Source organism: Prevotella sp. P5-64 (assembly GCF_002251285.1).
Classification (GTDB): domain Bacteria; phylum Bacteroidota; class Bacteroidia; order Bacteroidales; family Bacteroidaceae; genus Prevotella.
Genome location: NZ_NPJK01000061.1, coordinates 1 through 18,299, shown reverse-complemented (window position 1 = coordinate 18,299; position 18,299 = coordinate 1). Strand labels below are relative to the sequence as shown.

At 43.4% G+C, this 18,299-nt stretch carries 14 protein-coding genes; 4 read left to right on the top strand and 10 right to left on the bottom strand.

Annotated features, from left to right (window positions below; all coding sequences use genetic code 11):
- Window positions 1-661: 661 nt before the first annotated feature.
- The 4 genes from CIK87_RS10655 to CIK87_RS10640 are packed head-to-tail and all read left to right on the top strand — an operon-like array spanning window position 662 to window position 6,984.
- Window positions 662-1,432 carry a phosphatase PAP2 family protein gene (locus tag CIK87_RS10655; protein ID WP_044074736.1) on the top strand — a complete coding sequence of 257 codons (771 nt, stop codon included), beginning with the start codon at window positions 662-664 and terminating at the stop codon, window positions 1,430-1,432.
- Window positions 1,433-1,448: 16 nt separating this feature from the next.
- Window positions 1,449-4,574, top strand: a complete 3,126-nt coding sequence (locus tag CIK87_RS10650; protein WP_044080128.1) for an efflux RND transporter permease subunit — start codon at window positions 1,449-1,451, stop codon at window positions 4,572-4,574.
- A complete protein-coding gene (locus CIK87_RS14495; protein WP_082030915.1) occupies window positions 4,571-5,812 on the top strand; it encodes a TolC family protein in 1,242 nt (413 codons plus the stop codon). The genes CIK87_RS10650 and CIK87_RS14495 overlap by 4 nt, the downstream gene beginning before the upstream one ends.
- Window positions 5,809-6,984 (top strand): efflux RND transporter periplasmic adaptor subunit, encoded by a 1,176-nt coding sequence (locus CIK87_RS10640; RefSeq protein WP_094387147.1) that lies wholly within the window; start codon window positions 5,809-5,811, stop codon window positions 6,982-6,984. Before CIK87_RS14495 ends, CIK87_RS10640 begins: the two co-directional genes overlap by 4 nt.
- A gap of 101 nt (window positions 6,985-7,085) precedes the next feature.
- Here CIK87_RS10640 and mobV read toward each other — a convergent pair whose 3' ends face one another.
- From mobV to CIK87_RS10590, 10 genes are all read right to left on the bottom strand, one after another.
- Complete coding sequence (gene mobV / locus CIK87_RS10635) at window positions 7,086-9,119, bottom strand: MobV family relaxase (RefSeq protein ID WP_094387146.1); 2,034 nt, start codon at window positions 9,117-9,119, stop codon at window positions 7,086-7,088.
- Between the two features lie 189 nt (window positions 9,120-9,308).
- Window positions 9,309-10,331, bottom strand: a complete 1,023-nt coding sequence (locus CIK87_RS10630; protein ID WP_094387211.1) for a DUF6371 domain-containing protein — start codon at window positions 10,329-10,331, stop codon at window positions 9,309-9,311.
- Between the two features lie 122 nt (window positions 10,332-10,453).
- Entirely contained in the window at window positions 10,454-11,818 is a 1,365-nt protein-coding gene (locus CIK87_RS10625) for a DUF3987 domain-containing protein (RefSeq protein WP_044074741.1), read from the bottom strand.
- A gap of 4 nt (window positions 11,819-11,822) precedes the next feature.
- Window positions 11,823-12,194 carry a helix-turn-helix domain-containing protein gene (locus CIK87_RS10620; RefSeq protein ID WP_044074742.1) on the bottom strand — a complete coding sequence of 124 codons (372 nt, stop codon included), beginning with the start codon at window positions 12,192-12,194 and terminating at the stop codon, window positions 11,823-11,825.
- Between the two features lie 109 nt (window positions 12,195-12,303).
- Window positions 12,304-13,071: a hypothetical protein gene (locus tag CIK87_RS10615; protein WP_044080124.1), complete on the bottom strand. Its 768-nt coding sequence runs from the start codon at window positions 13,069-13,071 to the stop codon at window positions 12,304-12,306.
- A gap of 366 nt (window positions 13,072-13,437) precedes the next feature.
- Complete coding sequence (locus tag CIK87_RS10610) at window positions 13,438-14,559, bottom strand: site-specific integrase (RefSeq protein WP_044074744.1); 1,122 nt, start codon at window positions 14,557-14,559, stop codon at window positions 13,438-13,440.
- A 128-nt stretch (window positions 14,560-14,687) separates the two neighbouring features.
- Window positions 14,688-15,638, bottom strand: a complete 951-nt coding sequence (locus tag CIK87_RS10605) for a helix-turn-helix domain-containing protein (protein ID WP_094387145.1) — start codon at window positions 15,636-15,638, stop codon at window positions 14,688-14,690.
- A gap of 348 nt (window positions 15,639-15,986) precedes the next feature.
- Window positions 15,987-16,184: a leucine-rich repeat protein gene (locus CIK87_RS10600; RefSeq protein WP_094387144.1), complete on the bottom strand. Its 198-nt coding sequence runs from the start codon at window positions 16,182-16,184 to the stop codon at window positions 15,987-15,989.
- Window positions 16,185-16,731: 547 nt separating this feature from the next.
- Window positions 16,732-17,394 carry a murein L,D-transpeptidase catalytic domain-containing protein gene (locus tag CIK87_RS10595; RefSeq protein ID WP_158216242.1) on the bottom strand — a complete coding sequence of 221 codons (663 nt, stop codon included), beginning with the start codon at window positions 17,392-17,394 and terminating at the stop codon, window positions 16,732-16,734.
- A 5-nt stretch (window positions 17,395-17,399) separates the two neighbouring features.
- The gene (locus tag CIK87_RS10590; RefSeq protein WP_094387142.1) at window positions 17,400-18,104 is read right to left on the bottom strand and encodes a hypothetical protein; all 705 of its coding nucleotides are present in this window, start codon (window positions 18,102-18,104) and stop codon (window positions 17,400-17,402) included.
- Window positions 18,105-18,299 lie beyond the last annotated feature (195 nt).

Genomic DNA, 18,299 nt, shown 5'->3' with positions numbered 1-18,299 from the left:
CGCAGTATGAAAAGCAAAGGAGTCATACAGATTTTACTATGGTTCACGCATCTAAAAAATGGTATACATATAACTTTGCAACCGAGTTGCAAAGTTTATTTGCTATCTTTGCAGCCAAATTGAAAATATAATGAAGCAGAAGCTCTACATAACTATTTTGGCTTTGACAACAATTGTTTTGTTGGCATTGTCGTTTATACCGCACCATCATCACGAAAGTGCGGTATGTACCGTTGTGGAGCATTGCAATAGCGACAACGCTGACAATGACAAACATACGTCACATAAGGACGATGGAACAAAGTGCTTCGAACAAGGCAGTTGGGATGTTGTGTCAGTAAAGACTTTACATACAAGTAACATACATTATTTATATCATGCAATAGTATGGGCTTTATCTCGTATTATGGGATGGGTGTCAGAACCAACTAAGACGGTGTTTGACACTCGCATACCTATTATTATAAAGGCGGAACTATTGCGGATAAATGGACTTAGGGCACCTCCTTTTTATCGTTTCTAATAGCGTTGTTTCTTTTAAGGGGGGCAACGTACAGCGACTATACCTATTCATATGGAAGGTATAGTTACAAATCAATCATTTTTATTATGAACTTGCAAGTGCTTCAGTGTTTGGAGCACAGGCATTAGTTATTGCAAAATGTCAATTAAGGAAATTCTGGCGCTTGGCGCACTGGCTTTTCCTCTTTTGTCGTATGCACAAAGCAAAGACAGCTTGACATTCACACAAGATAGCACAGACATGACTTCTATGAAGAGGTCAAGTGTCGTGCCTTATATTATACCAATGTCACTTATGTCGTATGGAACGGCAGAGGCTATTGTTATGAATAAAGGCAGGATGCTGAACTATGCTATCGGACATGAGGTTATAACCCACAAGCCAATAGCCATAGGGATTGATGACTATACACAGTATGTGCCAGCTGTAAGCGTATTGGCATTAAATCTGTGCGGAGTAAAAAGTTGTCATAACCTAAAAGAACAAACGATGCTGTTGGGGTTGTCAAGTTTGCTGACGGCTATATCCGTAAATGGCTTGAAATACACAGTAAGAGAGATGCGTCCTAATGGCTCACGTCGCAATTCTTTTCCATCTGGGCATACAACAGTTGCCTTCATGGGGGCAGAACTCTTGTGGCAAGAATACAAGGACACTTCACCGTGGATAGGTATAGGTGGTTATGTCATAGCTGCAAGTACAGGAGCATTGCGTGTGTATAACAACAAGCATTGGATAGGAGACGTGGCATTTGGAGCAGGATTGGGTATTCTGTGTACGAAATTGGCATACAAGTTATATGAGCCGATTTCACGCAAGATGCACAACAAACAGTCCAAGCGAACAAACACTGTCTATCCATATTATAACGGACAACAAGGAGGACTAGCACTAACTATACAATTATAATTAGAACGATAAAGAAATGTTTCAAAAAATAATTCAATTATCAATCAAGAACAAGGTAACTATAGGTATGTTGACCTTGGTGCTCATTATATGGGGCACATGGTCGTTGTCGCAGTTGCCTTTTGACTCTACACCTGATATTACAAATAATCAAGTACAGGTGATAACCCAAGCTCCATCATTGGGAGCGCAAGAGGTAGAGCAGTTTATAACCACTCCAGTAGAAATGGCTTTGGCCAACATTCCACGTGTGGAAGAACGCAGAAGCATCAGTAGCAGCGGCTTGTCTGTCATTACATTGGTTTTTGATGACGATGCAGATGTATATTGGGCTCGGCAGCAGGTAAGCCAACAACTAAAGGAGGCAGAGGAAGTCATACCACAAGGTAAGGCAACCATAGGTATGGCTCCTGTCACTACTGGTTTGGGAGAAATATTCCATTATACCATTCGTGCAAAGAAGGGATATGAGGACAAATACAGTTTGTCAGATTTACGTACCATCCAAGATTGGATAGTCCGCAAGCAATTGTCAGGAACACCTGGCGTTGCAGAAGTCAGCGGCTGGGGTGGATATGTGAAGCAGTATGAAGTGGCTGTGGATGCCGACCGTCTCAATGCTGTTGGTCTTACAGTTACAGAAGTTTACGATGCCCTTGAAGCAGGCAACGAGAACACAGGCGGAAGCTACATAGAGAAAAATAGTAACCAGTATTTTATCAGAGGCTTGGGACTTGTTTCAACACTCGAAGACATAGAGCGTATCCCTGTCAAGACAGTCAATGGCACGCCTATCTTGATACGTGACATTGCAAAAGTACAATATGGTTATGCCACACGTTATGGTGCAGTTACACGCAATGGCGAGGGTGAAGTGGTGGCAGGTATCTCACTGATGCTGAAAGGTGAGAATTTCCAGCAAGTTATTAAGAACGTAAAAGAGCGTATTGCGCAGATTCAGAAGAGTCTGCCAGAGGGTGTAGTCATAGAACCATTCATAGACCGCACTCAGTTGGTAGACCGTGTTACTGGAACCATCACCCGCAACCTTATCGAGGGTGGCCTCATTGTTGTGTTCATACTCGTTCTGTTCTTGGGTAATTATAGGGCAGGATTGGTGGTGGCATCCGTCATTCCGCTCGCTATGCTGTTTGCTTTTGGTATGATGCGGTTGTTTGGTGTCAGCGGAAACCTCATGAGTTTGGGAGCCATTGATTTTGGCTTGATCGTGGATGGCGCAGTGATTATCGTAGAAGCCGTATGCCACCATATAGGTATCAGTCGTGACAAATACCATGGCTTGCGCTTAACACAAGAGCAGATGGACAAGGAGATATATCATTCCGCTTCCAAGATTCGTAAGAGTGCAGCCTTTGGCGAAATCATTATCATGACGGTATATCTGCCATTGCTTACATTGGCTGGTATAGAAGGAAAGATGTTCCGTCCGATGGCACTTACCATTTTCTTCGCCATCCTTGGAGCGTTTATCCTTTCGCTTACCTACGTACCAATGGCAAGTGCTCTGTTTCTTAGCAAGGAAAGTGTACATAAGACTAATTTGTCAGACCGTCTGATAAACAAGTTACAGAGTTGGTATAAGCCTATCATCACCAAAAGTCTGCAACATAGCAAGGTGCTCATAGCTTCCATGGTGCTGCTGTTCGGCATCAGCCTTTTCGCTTTCACTCGTTTGGGCGGTGAGTTTATCCCGAATCTTGAAGAAGGTGACTTTGCAGCCGAAATCAGCATGGCACAAGGTACATCACTCTCTCAGATGGTGAAGACCTGCACTCAGGCAGAAAAGATATTGAAGTCTAAGTTCCCGGAGGTGAAGCAGGTGGTAACTCGCATCGGTAGTTCAGAGATTCCAACCGACCCAATGCCTATAGAACGAGCAGACATGCTTATAGCCCTCTATCCGAAAGCAGAATGGACATCTGCCAAGACAAAGGACGAACTCATGGAAAAGATGGAAGAAGCCTTGGGAGCTATTCCTGGAATGGAAGCCGAATTGACACAGCCAATCCAAATGCGAAACAACGAACTGATTACAGGTATTAAGCAGGATGTCGCCATCAAGATATACGGCAACGACCTTGATGCTCTGCAAGCATCCGCAAAGCGAGTGGCATCTCTTATCAAGCGTGTTGACGGGGTGTCTGACCCATTTGTCGAGAAAGTACAAGGTTTGCCACAGATTCAAGTAAAGTACAACCGAGATCAGCTGGCTAAATATGGCATTTCGATAAGAACTGCCAACAAGGTGCTTGAAACTGCTTTTGCAGGAAGCCGCTCGGGATATGTGTTTGAGGGCGACAAGCGATTCGACTTGGTGGTGCGTATGGACAAGGAGTTACGTAATGATATAAAAGCTATAGAAAGTCTGTACCTTCCTCTGCCCGATGGTGGAACAATTCCTCTCCAGCAAGTAGCACAGATTACATTGACTGATGCACCTGCACAGGTTACACATGAGGATGGACAGCGAAGGATATTTGTCGGTTTCAATGTAAGAGGACGAGACATACAGACCACAGTAGATGAAATTCAGGAGGTTTTAGACAAGGAACTAAAATTGCCAGCAGGTTATTATTACACTTATGGCGGTCAATTCCAAAATCTTCAAGAGGCAACCGGTCGTTTGATGCTGGCAGTTCCTTTGGCATTGCTCGTCATTTTGGGTTTGCTGTATGCTACGTTGAAGAATATCAGGGAAACCTTGTTCGTATTCTCAGCCATTCCTCTCTCTGCCATTGGTGGTGTGTGGGCTTTATGCCTGCGAGGTATGCCTTTCAGCATTTCCGCAGGTGTAGGTTTCATTGCCCTCTTTGGTGTGGCTGTACTGAACGGTATTGTACTGATAGGACAGTTCAATACTTTTGAGAAAGAAGGCGTGACGGATGTAAAAAAACGAGTGATAGATGGTTGTATGCTCCGTCTTCGTCCTGTCATCATGACCGCATTGGTAGCTTCCTTAGGTTTTATGCCTATGGCCTTGTCAACTGGTGACGGTGCTGAGGTTCAACGACCGTTGGCTACTGTGGTCATCGGCGGATTGGTAACAGCCACGATATTGACACTTGTTGTCTTGCCATCTATTTATAAGACATTCACCAAGAAAAAAGAAACAAACGTATGACAAGAATAAGATTGTTTATATTAGGCGTACTGTCTATGGCATTCGCCTCCATGTACGCACAAAATGAGAGTTGGTCTTTGCAACAATGCATAGACCTCGCTCTTGACAACAGCCTATATATGAGAAATGGGCAAATTGCAGTTGGAAAAGCTAAAGACTTGCAGGGTACAACATTTGATATTGAAAAGACCTCTATAACGCTCAGCCAAGATCCGACATCTGGCGGAAGTCCAGACAATGGCATTTTGATAAGCCAGACCTTTGATTTTCCTACGGTGTATAACGCCCGAAACAAGTTCTTGAAAGCTGAGACTGCCGTTGCGCAAAGTCAGGTGGCAATAGTAGGCAACCAGTTGGTAAGAGATGTAACATCTGCATATTACTCGTGGCTTCATGCACATAGCACTTTGCTCGTGTTGCAAAAGCAAGACAGCGTATATCAGCACTTTCTGCAACTGGCATCGGCTAAGTACAAATCGGGGGAGGCTAACCAGTTGGAACAGATGAATGCACAACGATTGCTGAATGAAAATCGGATAAGTTTGCAAAGAGCAGAGAATGACTGCAAGAAATATTTATTGCAGTTGAAACAGCTCATCAATACCAATACTGACTTCACTCCTCAAAACGAGGGGTTGGCAAAACTACATGACGCGAATCTTGGGGAAACTAATTTCTCAGACACGCCACTTGGACGAAACATGCAAGCACGCCTCATAAGCAATGAACGTAGTGTTTCGCTTGCCAAGCAGGGGTATATGCCAAGCTTCACTCTCGGCTTTACAACACAGGCTGTCATCAAAGGATTCAATCCTTACAATGTTGACAGAAGTAGGTTTTCCAAAGGTAACTTCATGGGATTTGAGGTAGGCATCGGCATACCCCTGTTTTGGAAAAGCAATCGGTCAAAAGTCAAGGCTGCCAAACGTGATGTGGAGTTGGTGCAGAATGAGCGTGCATTGGCAGAACAGCAGCAGAAAACGCTTATGCGTGATGCCACAAATGAGTATATGAGAGCAAAACAAGTTCTTGATTATTACGAAAGACAAGGCAACGCCGAGGCAGCACTCATGGCGAAACTATCTCAGATAAACTACGAGAACGGAGAAATGGGGTATGTGGAATACATACAAAACCAAACTTCGGCTCTTGATGTACAACTTCGTTACATAGATGCTGTCAACGACTATAATCAAGCTATCATCAATATCAATTATCTCAACGGAAATAAACAATGAAAACATTTAATATCATCATCATTGCTGTCATCAGCATATTTCTTGCATCATGCACAAAAGGCAAGCAGGAAGAAGTAAAGGAAAACAAAGTAGAGGAGCAAGGCTATGAAACCATTGAACTTACTCAAGAACAGATAAAGACGGTTGGCATTACGCTCGGCAAGGTTGAGAGTCGCTCTCTCAACAATGTGATACGTGCCAATGGCGAACTTCAGCTCAACCCGCAGGATATGGCAGACGTGACTTCTCTCGTAGGAGGTGTTGTCCGCAAAATTTATGTAACAGAAGGACAGCTGGTGAAAGCAGGTCAAGTGGTTGCACACATAGAGAATACCGAAATCGTAGGATTGCAGAAAGACTATCTCATTGCTGTAAAAGAGACCAATGTAACACATCAGGAGTTGCTACGCCAAAAGACATTGGCTTCACAGAAGGCAGGAGTGGAAAAGACCTTGCAACAGGCATCAGCAGCATACGAGATGGCACTGGCTCGCCAGACAGGGCTTTACAACCAGCTCCGTCAAATTGGCATTAACACCAACCTTGTGAAACAAGACAGAATCATACGGCAGGTAGCTATCTCTGCTCCAATTTCTGGCATCGTGACGAAGATAAGCATAAAGAGTGGAAGCTATACGGAAAGTTCACAATCATTGATGCAAGTAGCCAACAATGCCGCTGTGTTCTGCAACTTGAATGTTTTTGAGCGCAATATCAATCAAGTTGCTAAAGGGCAGAAAGTAGATTTCGTCATCACCAATAGCCCGAATATTCATTTCAAGGGAACAGTAAGAGAAATTAATCGCTCGATGGATTCTGACACCAAGGCTATATCCGTACGTGTCGGTATTGATACAAAGAACATCACTGAACTTATTCCTGGCATGTATGTGACAGGCATCATCAGTATGGGCAAACAAAATGTGCCAGCCTTGCCTGACGATGCTATTGTAAATGCCAATGGCAAGCAATATGTGTTCGTGCTTGAAAAAAAACACAAAGAAGGCAATGACGTAAAATATCAATTCAAGCAGATGGAAGTCGTTGCAGGTGTAAGCGAATTGGGATATACGCAAATAGATTTCGTCGCTCCTATTAGCAAGAATGCAACTGTTGTCACTTCCAATGCCTTCTACATAGCGTCTATGACGGCAGACTATGGGGAAGAATAAAAGGAAGAAACACAAATGAAATAATATACCTTTATAGTCAAGATGTGAGATAAGCTTTAGATAATCTCACATCTTGATTTTTACAACCTTTTATACAATACTTATCTTCGTGATGAACGATAGGGCTTATTATTAATTGCTCCCAATCCTATCTTCTGTGTTCCATCCCAATTCGTCAGTTGGTCGGCACAACCATTGGAGCCACCAAGCGAAACGTATGTGTCTGCACTGCATGACATGTGGTCAACAAAAGCGAGGAAGTTGTCAATAGCTTTGTCTGTGAATTGAACTTCATTTGTGGCGAAGAGTTTTGTCCAACTGGTGACACATTCCTGCTTGAAGTCTGTAAAACCATGCCAAGACATATCAGACAAGAACCTTTTTGTTGCCGATTCTATACAGGCTTTAGAGTCCAATCCAATATTATGCTTTACAGCAGATGCCATAATGCCATAGTATATGGAAGCCGATTCTTTCTCGTTGAAGTTGACTCTATCTGTCTTGGCAAAGGAAGATAGAGCTTCATGTCCCTCATGGATGAACTTGTCAAGCACTCCTATGTATCTATTTTGCCGAGCCATGCTTTCACGTTTAGCTTCGGCTTCTTGCCGAGCCTTTTCTTTTGCACCTTCCTCCTTTCGTGCTTCCACTCGTCTCCATGCATCAGTCATTTCTGGCTCTTGCCAAATGGCATTCCAACGAGCCTTCAAATCATTGTACATTTCCATAAGTGTGGTATTATAACTTTTGGCACTGGCGAGTTCTTCCTTCGCATAGACAAGTTGAGTAGTCACTCGCTCCACAGCCTTCTCGTCAAGTTGAGAGATGCGTTGTTTGACTTTGTTGTTTTCTGCCTTTAGCGCATCATTCTCGGCACGAAGTGACTTGTTCTCCTCTATCTGCTTATTGAGATTCTGCATATAGTAAGTGTATGTCTTGTTGACAGACTTGCGTACACCTTCATTCTGTTTGTCACGTTCTGCATTGATGGCTACGACAAGAGCTTTGATAGCTGCGTTGATGTTGTTTACACGCTCCTCACGCCATGCCTTTTGTCCGATAAGAGTAGGAATAGGGATGGCAAGTTCTTTCTTTACGGCATCCATTGCCTCTTGAACAGGTGTCTTGATATTGAGAAGAGGGAAGGTGAGATCTTGCTTGTCAATAGTGGCAAGAACAGCGTATTTTTCCACCTTGTCAAGAGCGACTTTTGCCTGACGTTCCGCTTCAAGTACCACCTTGTTCTTATGCTTGCGTCCCCGTTTCTCTTCCTCTGAAAGTTCATCATAGGAGAAACCTCTTGCCAAGCCATACTTATGACCGACCTTGTTGTAATAGTCGGTATGAAGTTGTGATAAGTACTGTGACTTATCCTTTGCTCGTTCTCCCCACACTTTGGCATAAGAGACCCTTTCAACAACACCCTTTGCAACTTCCGATTTTGTGTAGTTGTCACGTTCTTCTTTTGGAAGTGCTCTCCATTCCTTTGTAGAGAGAACCTTTTCTGGATTATCCTTGTGAATGTACTTGCTTCCGATGCGCCCACGTTTCTTTACTTGTTCTACAGGCACGGTCTGCACATGGGCATGGATGCTTGTCTCGTCACAATGCACATCAAAGCCGATGACATTCTCTTCTCCCCATTTCTCACATGCAAAGCGGTAGGTGTCCAATGCCCAGTCATAGATGCCTTTTTGTAATGTCACATTGCTGTGGTCAGCATTTGGATCTGACGTGTTGAGTTTCTGTTCACCAAAGGCAAGCCTGTTAAGCACATCATGGTCACCACTGAAGATGATGCCGACAGTGCAGTTCGGACTGTTCCTTGAAACTTGGTCGGGACGCTTGGCATCCATATACGGCTTGAAGCCAAGTTCATCAAGTCTGTGCTGCAAGCGTTCATGCAACGGCACCGACTGGGAACCAAGAGGCACTATCTTTCCATCCTTGACTATCTCAAAGTTGAGTCTCTTGCGTGAGTAGTTATAATGGTTGTTCTTGTCTATGTCCGCGTTTTTTAGTTGGTAACGCTTCTCGTCCCAACCTCTGCGTTCCGCCTCGTTACCCACTTGGGACGAGAACGATTTCTTGTCTGTGCCTACATGAATGGCGGCACGTGGTATGTTTCTTTCCATAAGAATCTTGTTGGAGTTTGTAACATTGTTATAGTATGACTGGTGACAGGTCTCGGGCGGAGCCTGAGCATAATAGAAGGATTTTTTAAGTGAACAGCGTCAGCAAGTGAATCTAAAAGTCCCTATTATGTTTAGGACTTTTGTGAAAGTCCGTCACGCAAGCGTGCTCGCAGATCCTTACCCACTCTGCTATGGCTCTTCCACCAACACCAACCCAAGACTGTCTATCAGATGTTGGAGTGGCGGATGTTGCTTTTTCAGCCTTTGTAGCGCCATCTGCGGTGTTTCCGTCATCAGCAGGAAGTCGGCAATGTCAAGACCTTTGGTCTTTTGTTCATCGGTGGCATTGTCTTCCAAGATATTGCTGACAAGAACTTGTTTGCATATTGATTGCAGCAAAGGAAGTTTGCTTTTCCACTTATCCGTTGCCCCAAGGTCTGGAACCAAAACAACCTCCCGACCGCTTAGGACTTCGACTGCATCTTTATTGAAACATCCGTTCATGCCTCCAGTAGCCAACCATACGAAATCAGACATGAAGTGGGTGGCAATGATGGCTGTCTTTTCGCTCTCCACGATGGCTACAGTCTTGGTCGTGGTTTTATCTGTCAACAGATGTTCGCCAAAGAAGCACTGCCGAAGTGTAAAGTCTGGCAGTTTCAGTTCCGAGTGTACCCAAGTCACCAGGCTGTGGGGTTCCTTGATGCGGTGTCCTGTCTTGTCATCATACTTCATTATCTTGCCAGTGCGCACATTCCCATTGACATCTATCTGCCAAAAGATAGTTGAACCGCCCCATTTCTTTGAAGTGCCGACCTTGTACAAGGCAAACAGCCGTTCTGTCTCCTCCTTGTCAAAGACCATTGAAATGTATCGGTACAAAGGATTGACAGAATAGCCATGCAGTGTTTGCTCCATCAACTTATTCTCAATGAAAGTTGGAAGAGGTTTCTCTTTCCTACACTCTTTGATTGGTGTTTTATATCTCCAATCATCATTGCAGTTGGCATCGGGATTGTCCTTGAAATAATCAGATGGAGAATAATGGTAGCCACAACTCTGTTCATGGTCACAACGCCCCACATTGTCAGGAAATACAATCTGTCCTTCCTCGTCAATATATCTTGCAAAGCAACGCTTACGCCTACATTGAGGGCAAGCATATCGGTTGCCCAGCTTGTATTTCTGTAGATGGAATCTATACTCACTCATAAGGCACTGCACTTGTTGCACCTTGCACTTTCTGCACTTTTGCACTTGTTTGGCACAAAATGCAGCTTCTTTTGTGCAAGAGTGCAAGAAGTGCAAAGTGCAAACGGTGCAAGGTGGTGGTTCTACTTCTGTACTTTCTCATAATTGCCTTGCTTGTCTTTGATGATAAAGTTTTTCTGACAGAAGTCTTTGAGCATATACATGACAGTACGTCTTGCAAAACCGAAATCCGCTCCAGCCTTTACTGCTTCAGCAGTTACGAACTTGTTTCCCAACGAGTCAAGTACCTGTTTCTTCACAGGGTCGGTAGCCTCGGTTGAAACGAGGTCATCCATCCTTTTGTATGACTTCTCAAAGTAATCGCTCATCCGTATGGCTGCATTCACGGACTCCGCATCAACAAAATCCTTGTGAGACTCATCACAAGCCCATCGGAACAGTTGGAATATCAAGGCAAGCCGAGCCGTGTTCAAAGGAACTTTTGCAGCACGTGAGTCTATCATTTTTTCATCCGTAATGGCATTCTGCCGTTCTATGTCCTTATTCTGCCAATCATAGAATATGTCAATGGCTTCATCAGAGAAGTCAAGAACATTGAAGATGTCTTCCGTAAAAGGAAGAGCCACAGCCTTGTCTATGATTTCTTTCCATACACGGAATGGTCTTTCAATGATTGCAGCATCTTGTTTTGGAACCTTAACCCAAGGAGCAATCTTTAAACCTTTTGGGCATGTAATCAGAAAACGGTCAAGAAAACCATTCTTCTTGAATCCCATATCATAAAGTTCATGCACAATACCAGTCTGGATAGTTCCTACAATCTGTATGCAAGGATAATCAATGCGTAAAGGGCAATCAAGATTACAACGAGAAACATCTACAGGCAAGCCATTGTGAGCCGACAGCATCTGTTGTACAAAAGAACTGTTGTTGTATCGGTTGATGGTGTTGAACAGCCCCATTATCTCATCCACCACAACTGCCACACCTCTGAGGTTGGCATCGTGATTACGCATCAGAATCTCTGGTGTGAAGTCATTCATGATATTCTTATGCAGGACTGGTACAGGAGGTAACGATTCCCATTCCGTCCGTTTTTTGCCCTTGTTTCTCTCCACAATGGCTGCATACTCATTCTTTAGAGCCTTGAACTTATGGTGCTCCTCAGTATCAATGTCGTGCAACGGTTTGTAGGCAAAGTTCAATGGTGGAGTCTTGCCGACTCCTGGTCTGCCAACAAGAATGACATATAGAATAGGTGAAGTAATCCAATTGCCTTTAATCCGGATATAGCAGGAGTTGCCGACGGCTGCTGCCATAGCGGATATTAGGGAAGTGACAGTGAACTCAATGGAATAGTTTTCCGTCCTTGCCAAATCAAGAATCATCTGCTGCATCTTCTGGGGGAATATGTCAAGCGGAATGCCAGAAGTGGCTACGCCCGAAGCCTCCGAGCGTAGCTTGTTACAAATTTCAAGCGCATCCATTACATTACCAGTTTAAGGGTTTGGGCTTGCGCTTGTTTCCTGCAAGAATGGCAGCGTTCTCCTCTTCTGCTGTGAGAGGTACAGGATTCTTGCGGTTTGTCTCCAGCCATTTGTCAAGTTCGTCTTGATAAAGGCAATAACGCTTGCCTGGCTTTGTGGCAGGAATGCTGCCGTTGCCAAGTTTCATGTAGAGAGTTGCCATCGGCATTTTCAGGTATGCCGATGCTTCCTCCACACTCATAGGTATGTGCGTGTTCGCCTTGTGTGGCTTGTTCTGTGATTGCAGACCGATGATCATCTGCTTCATGCCCACCACTTCATCCCGAAGCTGGGCAACGACCATTGGAAGGTCGTTGAAAGTTAATTCCTTTGTCATATACAAGTTGTTCTAAAAAACTGGGACAAAGGAACAGAATGATGCTTCCGTTACTGAGGTTCGTGACAGTCATTTGTCATTCACGAAGGAATAACTCTAACAATAGGGATTATTCGGGAGTTTCCTCTGATATATCATGAAACTCATATCCTCCATTGCCAGGCTCATCAATCGGAATGACATCATTAGAACATGGTGCTTTCAGGTTCTTCAATGTGCTGTAGTCCAAGCCTTCAAACGGCTTTGGAAATAAAGCCCTGACAAAGGCTATTCGCATTGCCATTGTGTAATCACGTTTACCCAAACGTTCTGCGATATTCCACACGAAGTGCCTTAAAGGAATATTCTCAACCATCTCCTTGAAACGGTTTATTGCTATCGGGGTATAGTTGGTGTCGTTGCTCCATTCCTTGACAGCCTCAATTACCTTGTGCAAATCTTCCTCATACAGAAACCTTGACATGGTACGATGCACATAGTCAAGTACGGCTCTCGTTCGTTTTTCCTTTATCTCCTGTGCTTCTTTTTCTTGTGCCTCTACACACTTGGCATAGTCCTCATGACTGTATTGTGCTGACTCTGTTTGTGGTAATGTTTGCTTTGGCTGTTCTTGTTCTGTTGCTGGCTCTGCTTCTACAACGTTTTTCTTTGTCTTGCTGTTGCTACCAATGGTCATCAGTTCATAGGGATAATTCACCATAGAAATGAATATCGCCCAAAGCAGGATGTTGCTCCCTACAAAGATGATTGACTCGACAAACAGACTTTGGTGAAAGTCATTGCCTACATACATAGCCACGACAAGAGAGATGGCGAGAATTGCAGTACCAACAAAAGCGTAGATGGTACAATCTGAAGTTGTCTTGGTTTCTATCATTATTGTATTCGTTTTATTGTTATTCGTTCAAAAACTTCCACAAAGTTAGATGCAGAAGCATGTAAAAACAGCATTTACGTTCTCTGGCACTCTTTCTTTTACGCTTTATTAGCGTTCTAATATGATTTCATACTCTGAATCATACTTGAAACAGCTCGTTAGTGCCAGTTGCCGCTAATTGCTGACTACAAAGGTAAGGATGAAGAAAAGGGATATTTGCAGTTCCTCTTTAATATCAACAGAAATTGGAATGTATTTGTCGAATTGGTTCTATCCACGACAGCAAATAGAACCAACAAAATGAGAAAAGGACTATTGGAACACTATCATTCCAACAGTCCTTTTCTGCGTGTTATTGTCAAATGGTTACTTCTTCAAGGTGATACAGCCAACCGAAGCACGCTTCTGGGCATCGGAAATCTTGGCATACACCTCTGTTGTTGCCACATTCTTGTGACCGAGATAACGCTGCACAACCGCAATACTTGTTCCTGCGTCCAACTGGAGACAGGCAAAGCTGTGGCGTGAGCAATGATAGGATATATGCTTGGTGATTCCTGCTTCTCTCAGCCAGTTCTTCAATGGTGCCTGTGTCATGGAGTCTTTGAAATCGGGGAACACCTTACCTCGTTTATCTGGTGAATAGCCTATCAGTTCCAAGGCTTCCTCACTGATTGGGTTATGCACGATGTCCTTTGTCTTCTGCATTCGTGTAGTGACATACATCACACCATCGCTGCCGTATGGCTGTATTTCTTCCCAAGTGAGCTTCTTGATGTCGCTCTTTCGCAATGCCGTTAGACAAGAGAACAGGAAGGCTCGCTTCAATGCAGGGGTAGAGCATGGAGTGGATGCCAAGCGGATAACCTCGTCTTGTGAAAGATGCTCCTTGTCAGTCGGGATTGTCTCGATACGCTCCAAGAAACCGTTCGGGTTCTCCTTTATCTTGCGATCACGATAGGCAGTGTGGATTGAAGCACGGAAAGTTGACCAGTAGTTGGCTGCTGAGTTGATATGTAGTTTTCTGTTCTTATGCAGTCCCTGTGGTGCTGTCAGCAGATACTCACGAAATCTGTTGCACAAGTCCACGTTTATCTCACCGAAGGTACACTTGCCTTGCGTGAAGGTACGAAAGTGCATATAGACGTGCTGCCACTTGGAGTTCTTCTTGTCTGCCAGTTTCTTGAAGTAGGCGAGGAAATCTCCTTTCATCTTCTCCTTGTCGAAGAAATCATAACGCTCGTTGACGATAGCCTCAAAGCGACGGCAGCGTATCGCCTCGGCTCTTGCCGTAAGGTTGAGGTTGTACTTCTGTTCCGTCTGGTTCTTCGGCTTGGCATAGATGTAGATGCCAAGCGACTCATGGCGGATGACTTTCATCGTGCTCTCGTCACGATAGCCTGGATAATAGTCAAGATAATAGGACAGCATGCGTCCGTCCTTGATTTTGCGTGTACGCAATGATACGGTCTTGCAAATGTTGCTCATAACTGATATGTATTATTGATGATTATTCATGGTGAAGTGTCTCTTCACGGCTGCAAAATAACTGAATGATACTTCCGTGACTCCAATTATTTGCAGTCATTGATGGATAATGCTGAAATCATTTGAAATCACAGTCCTTTTGCTGCTCTTTCCGCCATTGCTCGCTCCACATCCGTCTTCAAAAGCAAGTTCTTTACACCCACTTTTACCTTGCTAATATGGTGAACTCTCACAATATGGCAGATATTGGCACTTGTCAGACCATACAACAGCTGCACTTGTTCGGTGGTATAATAGTTGTCATCGCTCATGAGGTCAGTCCTGCGCAGTTCTTCAAGATGTTCCTTGGAATAATAGGTGCGACCATACTCACGTTTGGTGGGTATCTTATGACGATATGCATATGCCCTGAGTGCCGACTTGCTCATACTGAAAGCATCCTCTACATCATCAGCAGTCACCCATTCCGTGATGCTGTTGATGTCAACGGCAGTACCGAAGAACTCATCAATATGCCGTTTGCTGTAATAGTTCTTGCCAGCGATACGGCACATCGGTATCTGGTTGCGCTTGGCGGATGTATAGAGCCAAGACTTCTTGACCTTATAAATGGACATCACTTCTTCCCCCGAATAATAGTCAAGTACCTCATTCTCCTCTTTCCCTTTTGTCGATTCCTGCTTTTGTCTTGGCTTTTCTGTTTTTGCCTTCTTAACGGGCTTGCTCTTGCTGGCAGGAATCACACGCTTGTAGGGATTACCCTCAAACATCTTCTCTATATCAGCCTTTCTTACGAATGCCATTCTGCTGCTCAACCGTGAAGCCTTCAACTTGCCGTTAGCCACAAGTTTGTAGATATACTGTCGGGTGCATCCCATCAGAATGGCAGCTTTGGAGAAGGTAAGATACTCCTGATGTTGCAGATCCATGATTGGCTCAATACCGTTAATCAAGTCCTGTTGTCTTTTCTTCCTAAGACGTTTTGCCTCTGCCTGGCATTCCTCGGAACAGTATTTCTGCATACCGCTTCTTGGCACGAATGTCTTGCCACAAAATTCACATTTTCTTGTCGGTCTCATACTCTTTGATATTGCTATGTTCTACATACTTTGAGTATTCCACCGATGGAGTAAACGGAAGTGAGCCATTGACAACCTTTGTCAACCCAGTCCACGATATAACGCTTTTTGCCTATCAGCTTCAAATCTGTCCTTCATCGTAACCACTCGTAAACCCTTGTCAACTACGTTCACGATATGACAAAATAAAAGCTCCGCAAATTCTCCACGGTAGAAATACGCTGCAAAAATATGTGGAAAATCGGGAACTGCCAAAAAGCATTCAGAAAGTGTTAAAAATCAAATAGTATTGAAAATCAAGGCTTTATGTTTAGTTAGTCATTGTAAGTTATGGTTAATTATAAGGCTCTAAATACATCCCCTAAAAGCCCCAGCACCAATAGTTGCTATTGTACTTGGTAATGTAACTTTTGTTATTTGTTCACAATGTTCAAAGGCACCATAAATAATTTTAGTATAACCTTCTGATAACATTATTTGCCCTTTAGCTTCAACAGAGCATTTCAATAAGGTATTACCAACCATTGTTAACCATTTATTATCCATAGTAGAAATAGAATTAAATTGTTACACATATAATGTTTAGACTAATTTCATTTTTCTGGCTATTTGCCTATACGAAACTTATTAAAACAAGAAAAGCGCAGGCTATCACCATACACGGCTTGGGCTTAGGACTACCCTCTAACATCTATTGGGTACCTGCACTATATGTGCAAACTCACTTAATGTTAGAATTGCCCGTTTACATTCTTAGGTCCTAATCCAAGCCGCAAAGGAGCAAATAAAATGTCTGCATTGCAAAAACACGCGTCAAATATACAAAAAAATAATGAAAATGTGTCTTAATGGATAAAATTATTGATAAAAAATGGGAAAATGTGCCCAAATTGGCATGAAATTGTCCAAAATCTGCAAATTATTCATAATTGGTGTTTACGAATACCACGATTGCCACTCTTTGAGAGTAGGACGCCCTTACGAATAATACACTTCTTATTTAGGTAGGGATGGTCTGCTGATAAACCATAATTACGCAAACTAGCGTAACTATAACAGTTCAAAGGGCAATAGATAGACTATTAACGCTATTCTAATTCGTCGAACCAACGTTATATTTAGCATAAATCATCACAGGTCTTTGCTTTGAAGCACCTCGATATATCTCCATCACTTTAGTCACGCAATCCCTCGATACCGTGAAGCAGCCACGGCTCTCTGAACCTAATGGAATATACTCCCTTTCACCAGAAAATCTCGTCACCTTTCCCGCCGAATGAATCAAGATACCACGAGTCTCAGCTAAATAGTTCGTCTTGTCAAGTCCTCGAAGGCGGATGCAATTCTTAAACTTACGACCATTTCCTACCATCACATACCGTCCAAGGCTGGAGCAGCCACTTCCAAACTCATTGCTGAACTTAGGCTTGGCATCAGTATTTCCTTTGCCACTGCCATGCATACAATAGCTACTCATCAAGCGCTTGCCATTCTGCAAGTCATATATGAAGAACCGCTTCTTGCCCGAAGGTATGGAGAAATCGACCAAGATATAATAATCCGTGCTATACCCTCGTCTATCGCAATAGTCCCTTACTTGCGACAAATTCTCGCAATCCACCTTGCCATACCATTCCTTGGCATCGATGTAATTCTTATACAATGGTTTCGTATATCTTTGATATATTGGAGGGACGAAAGGAATGCAAGCCATCAACAGTAAGACCACTAACAATACGATATATTTCTTATTCATTGTCTTCATTCAATTTTATTCTTTTGTTTAGTGATAGCAAATAATATCCAGCTGATAAGAGCGCTTGCCAAGATTGGCGCACAATAGACGATGAAGTTCTTTGCGAAATATCCCATACCGATAAAGTTGGATAAGTTTTGGGTGTCTTTTATCAATATCTCTGCACACTCTTCCGCAGATATACCAATAAATCGCCCCCATACCAAAGCAGTTGCCAAGGCATTCATTATCAGCCATGTGAGACAGGCGTAGTATTGGCGTCTGTATTTGGTTTTCTTGAACAACGGCGACCGCTCTTTAAGTTCGCCCATCCCCTTCCAGGACCTTACGAAAGCAGGCAGGGCAAAGATTACAGGAAGCAGCCATACCAAATAAACGAACAATAGTATAAACGCTGCATTGTACGATATGCCGAGCATAACCGCCAAGTCGGCATTGACGGCACACAACAAGGCATACAAATAATACGAGTATGAGATGGGAATAGCGGGCGTCACGTCCATATGAACACCGTAACGTATTGCCTCAACGACCACTAAGATTAATATCGCGTAAATCACCAATACTTTTTTCTTCAAAAAAGGATATAAAGCAAGGCAAATATTTGTGACACATAGTATCACGATGCTACCCCACATGGTGTAACCCGCATGCGATGGGGCAAGAAAGATATTTCCTTCGTTTTCCACCACCATGTGGTAGACCGGCATTTCCACTCCATCTATTCCTACATTAAAAATCCCATAAACCCAAATCGGTCATTAGAAAAAGTTTCTTGTCATTTTCTAATGACCGCCATTAGAAAAACAGCTTTGTATATGCTTGATTTATAAATATTTACTAACTTTACCACGAAAAAAAGAATATACTCCGATGCGAAACTGTGACATAAAGTTTGTAAATAA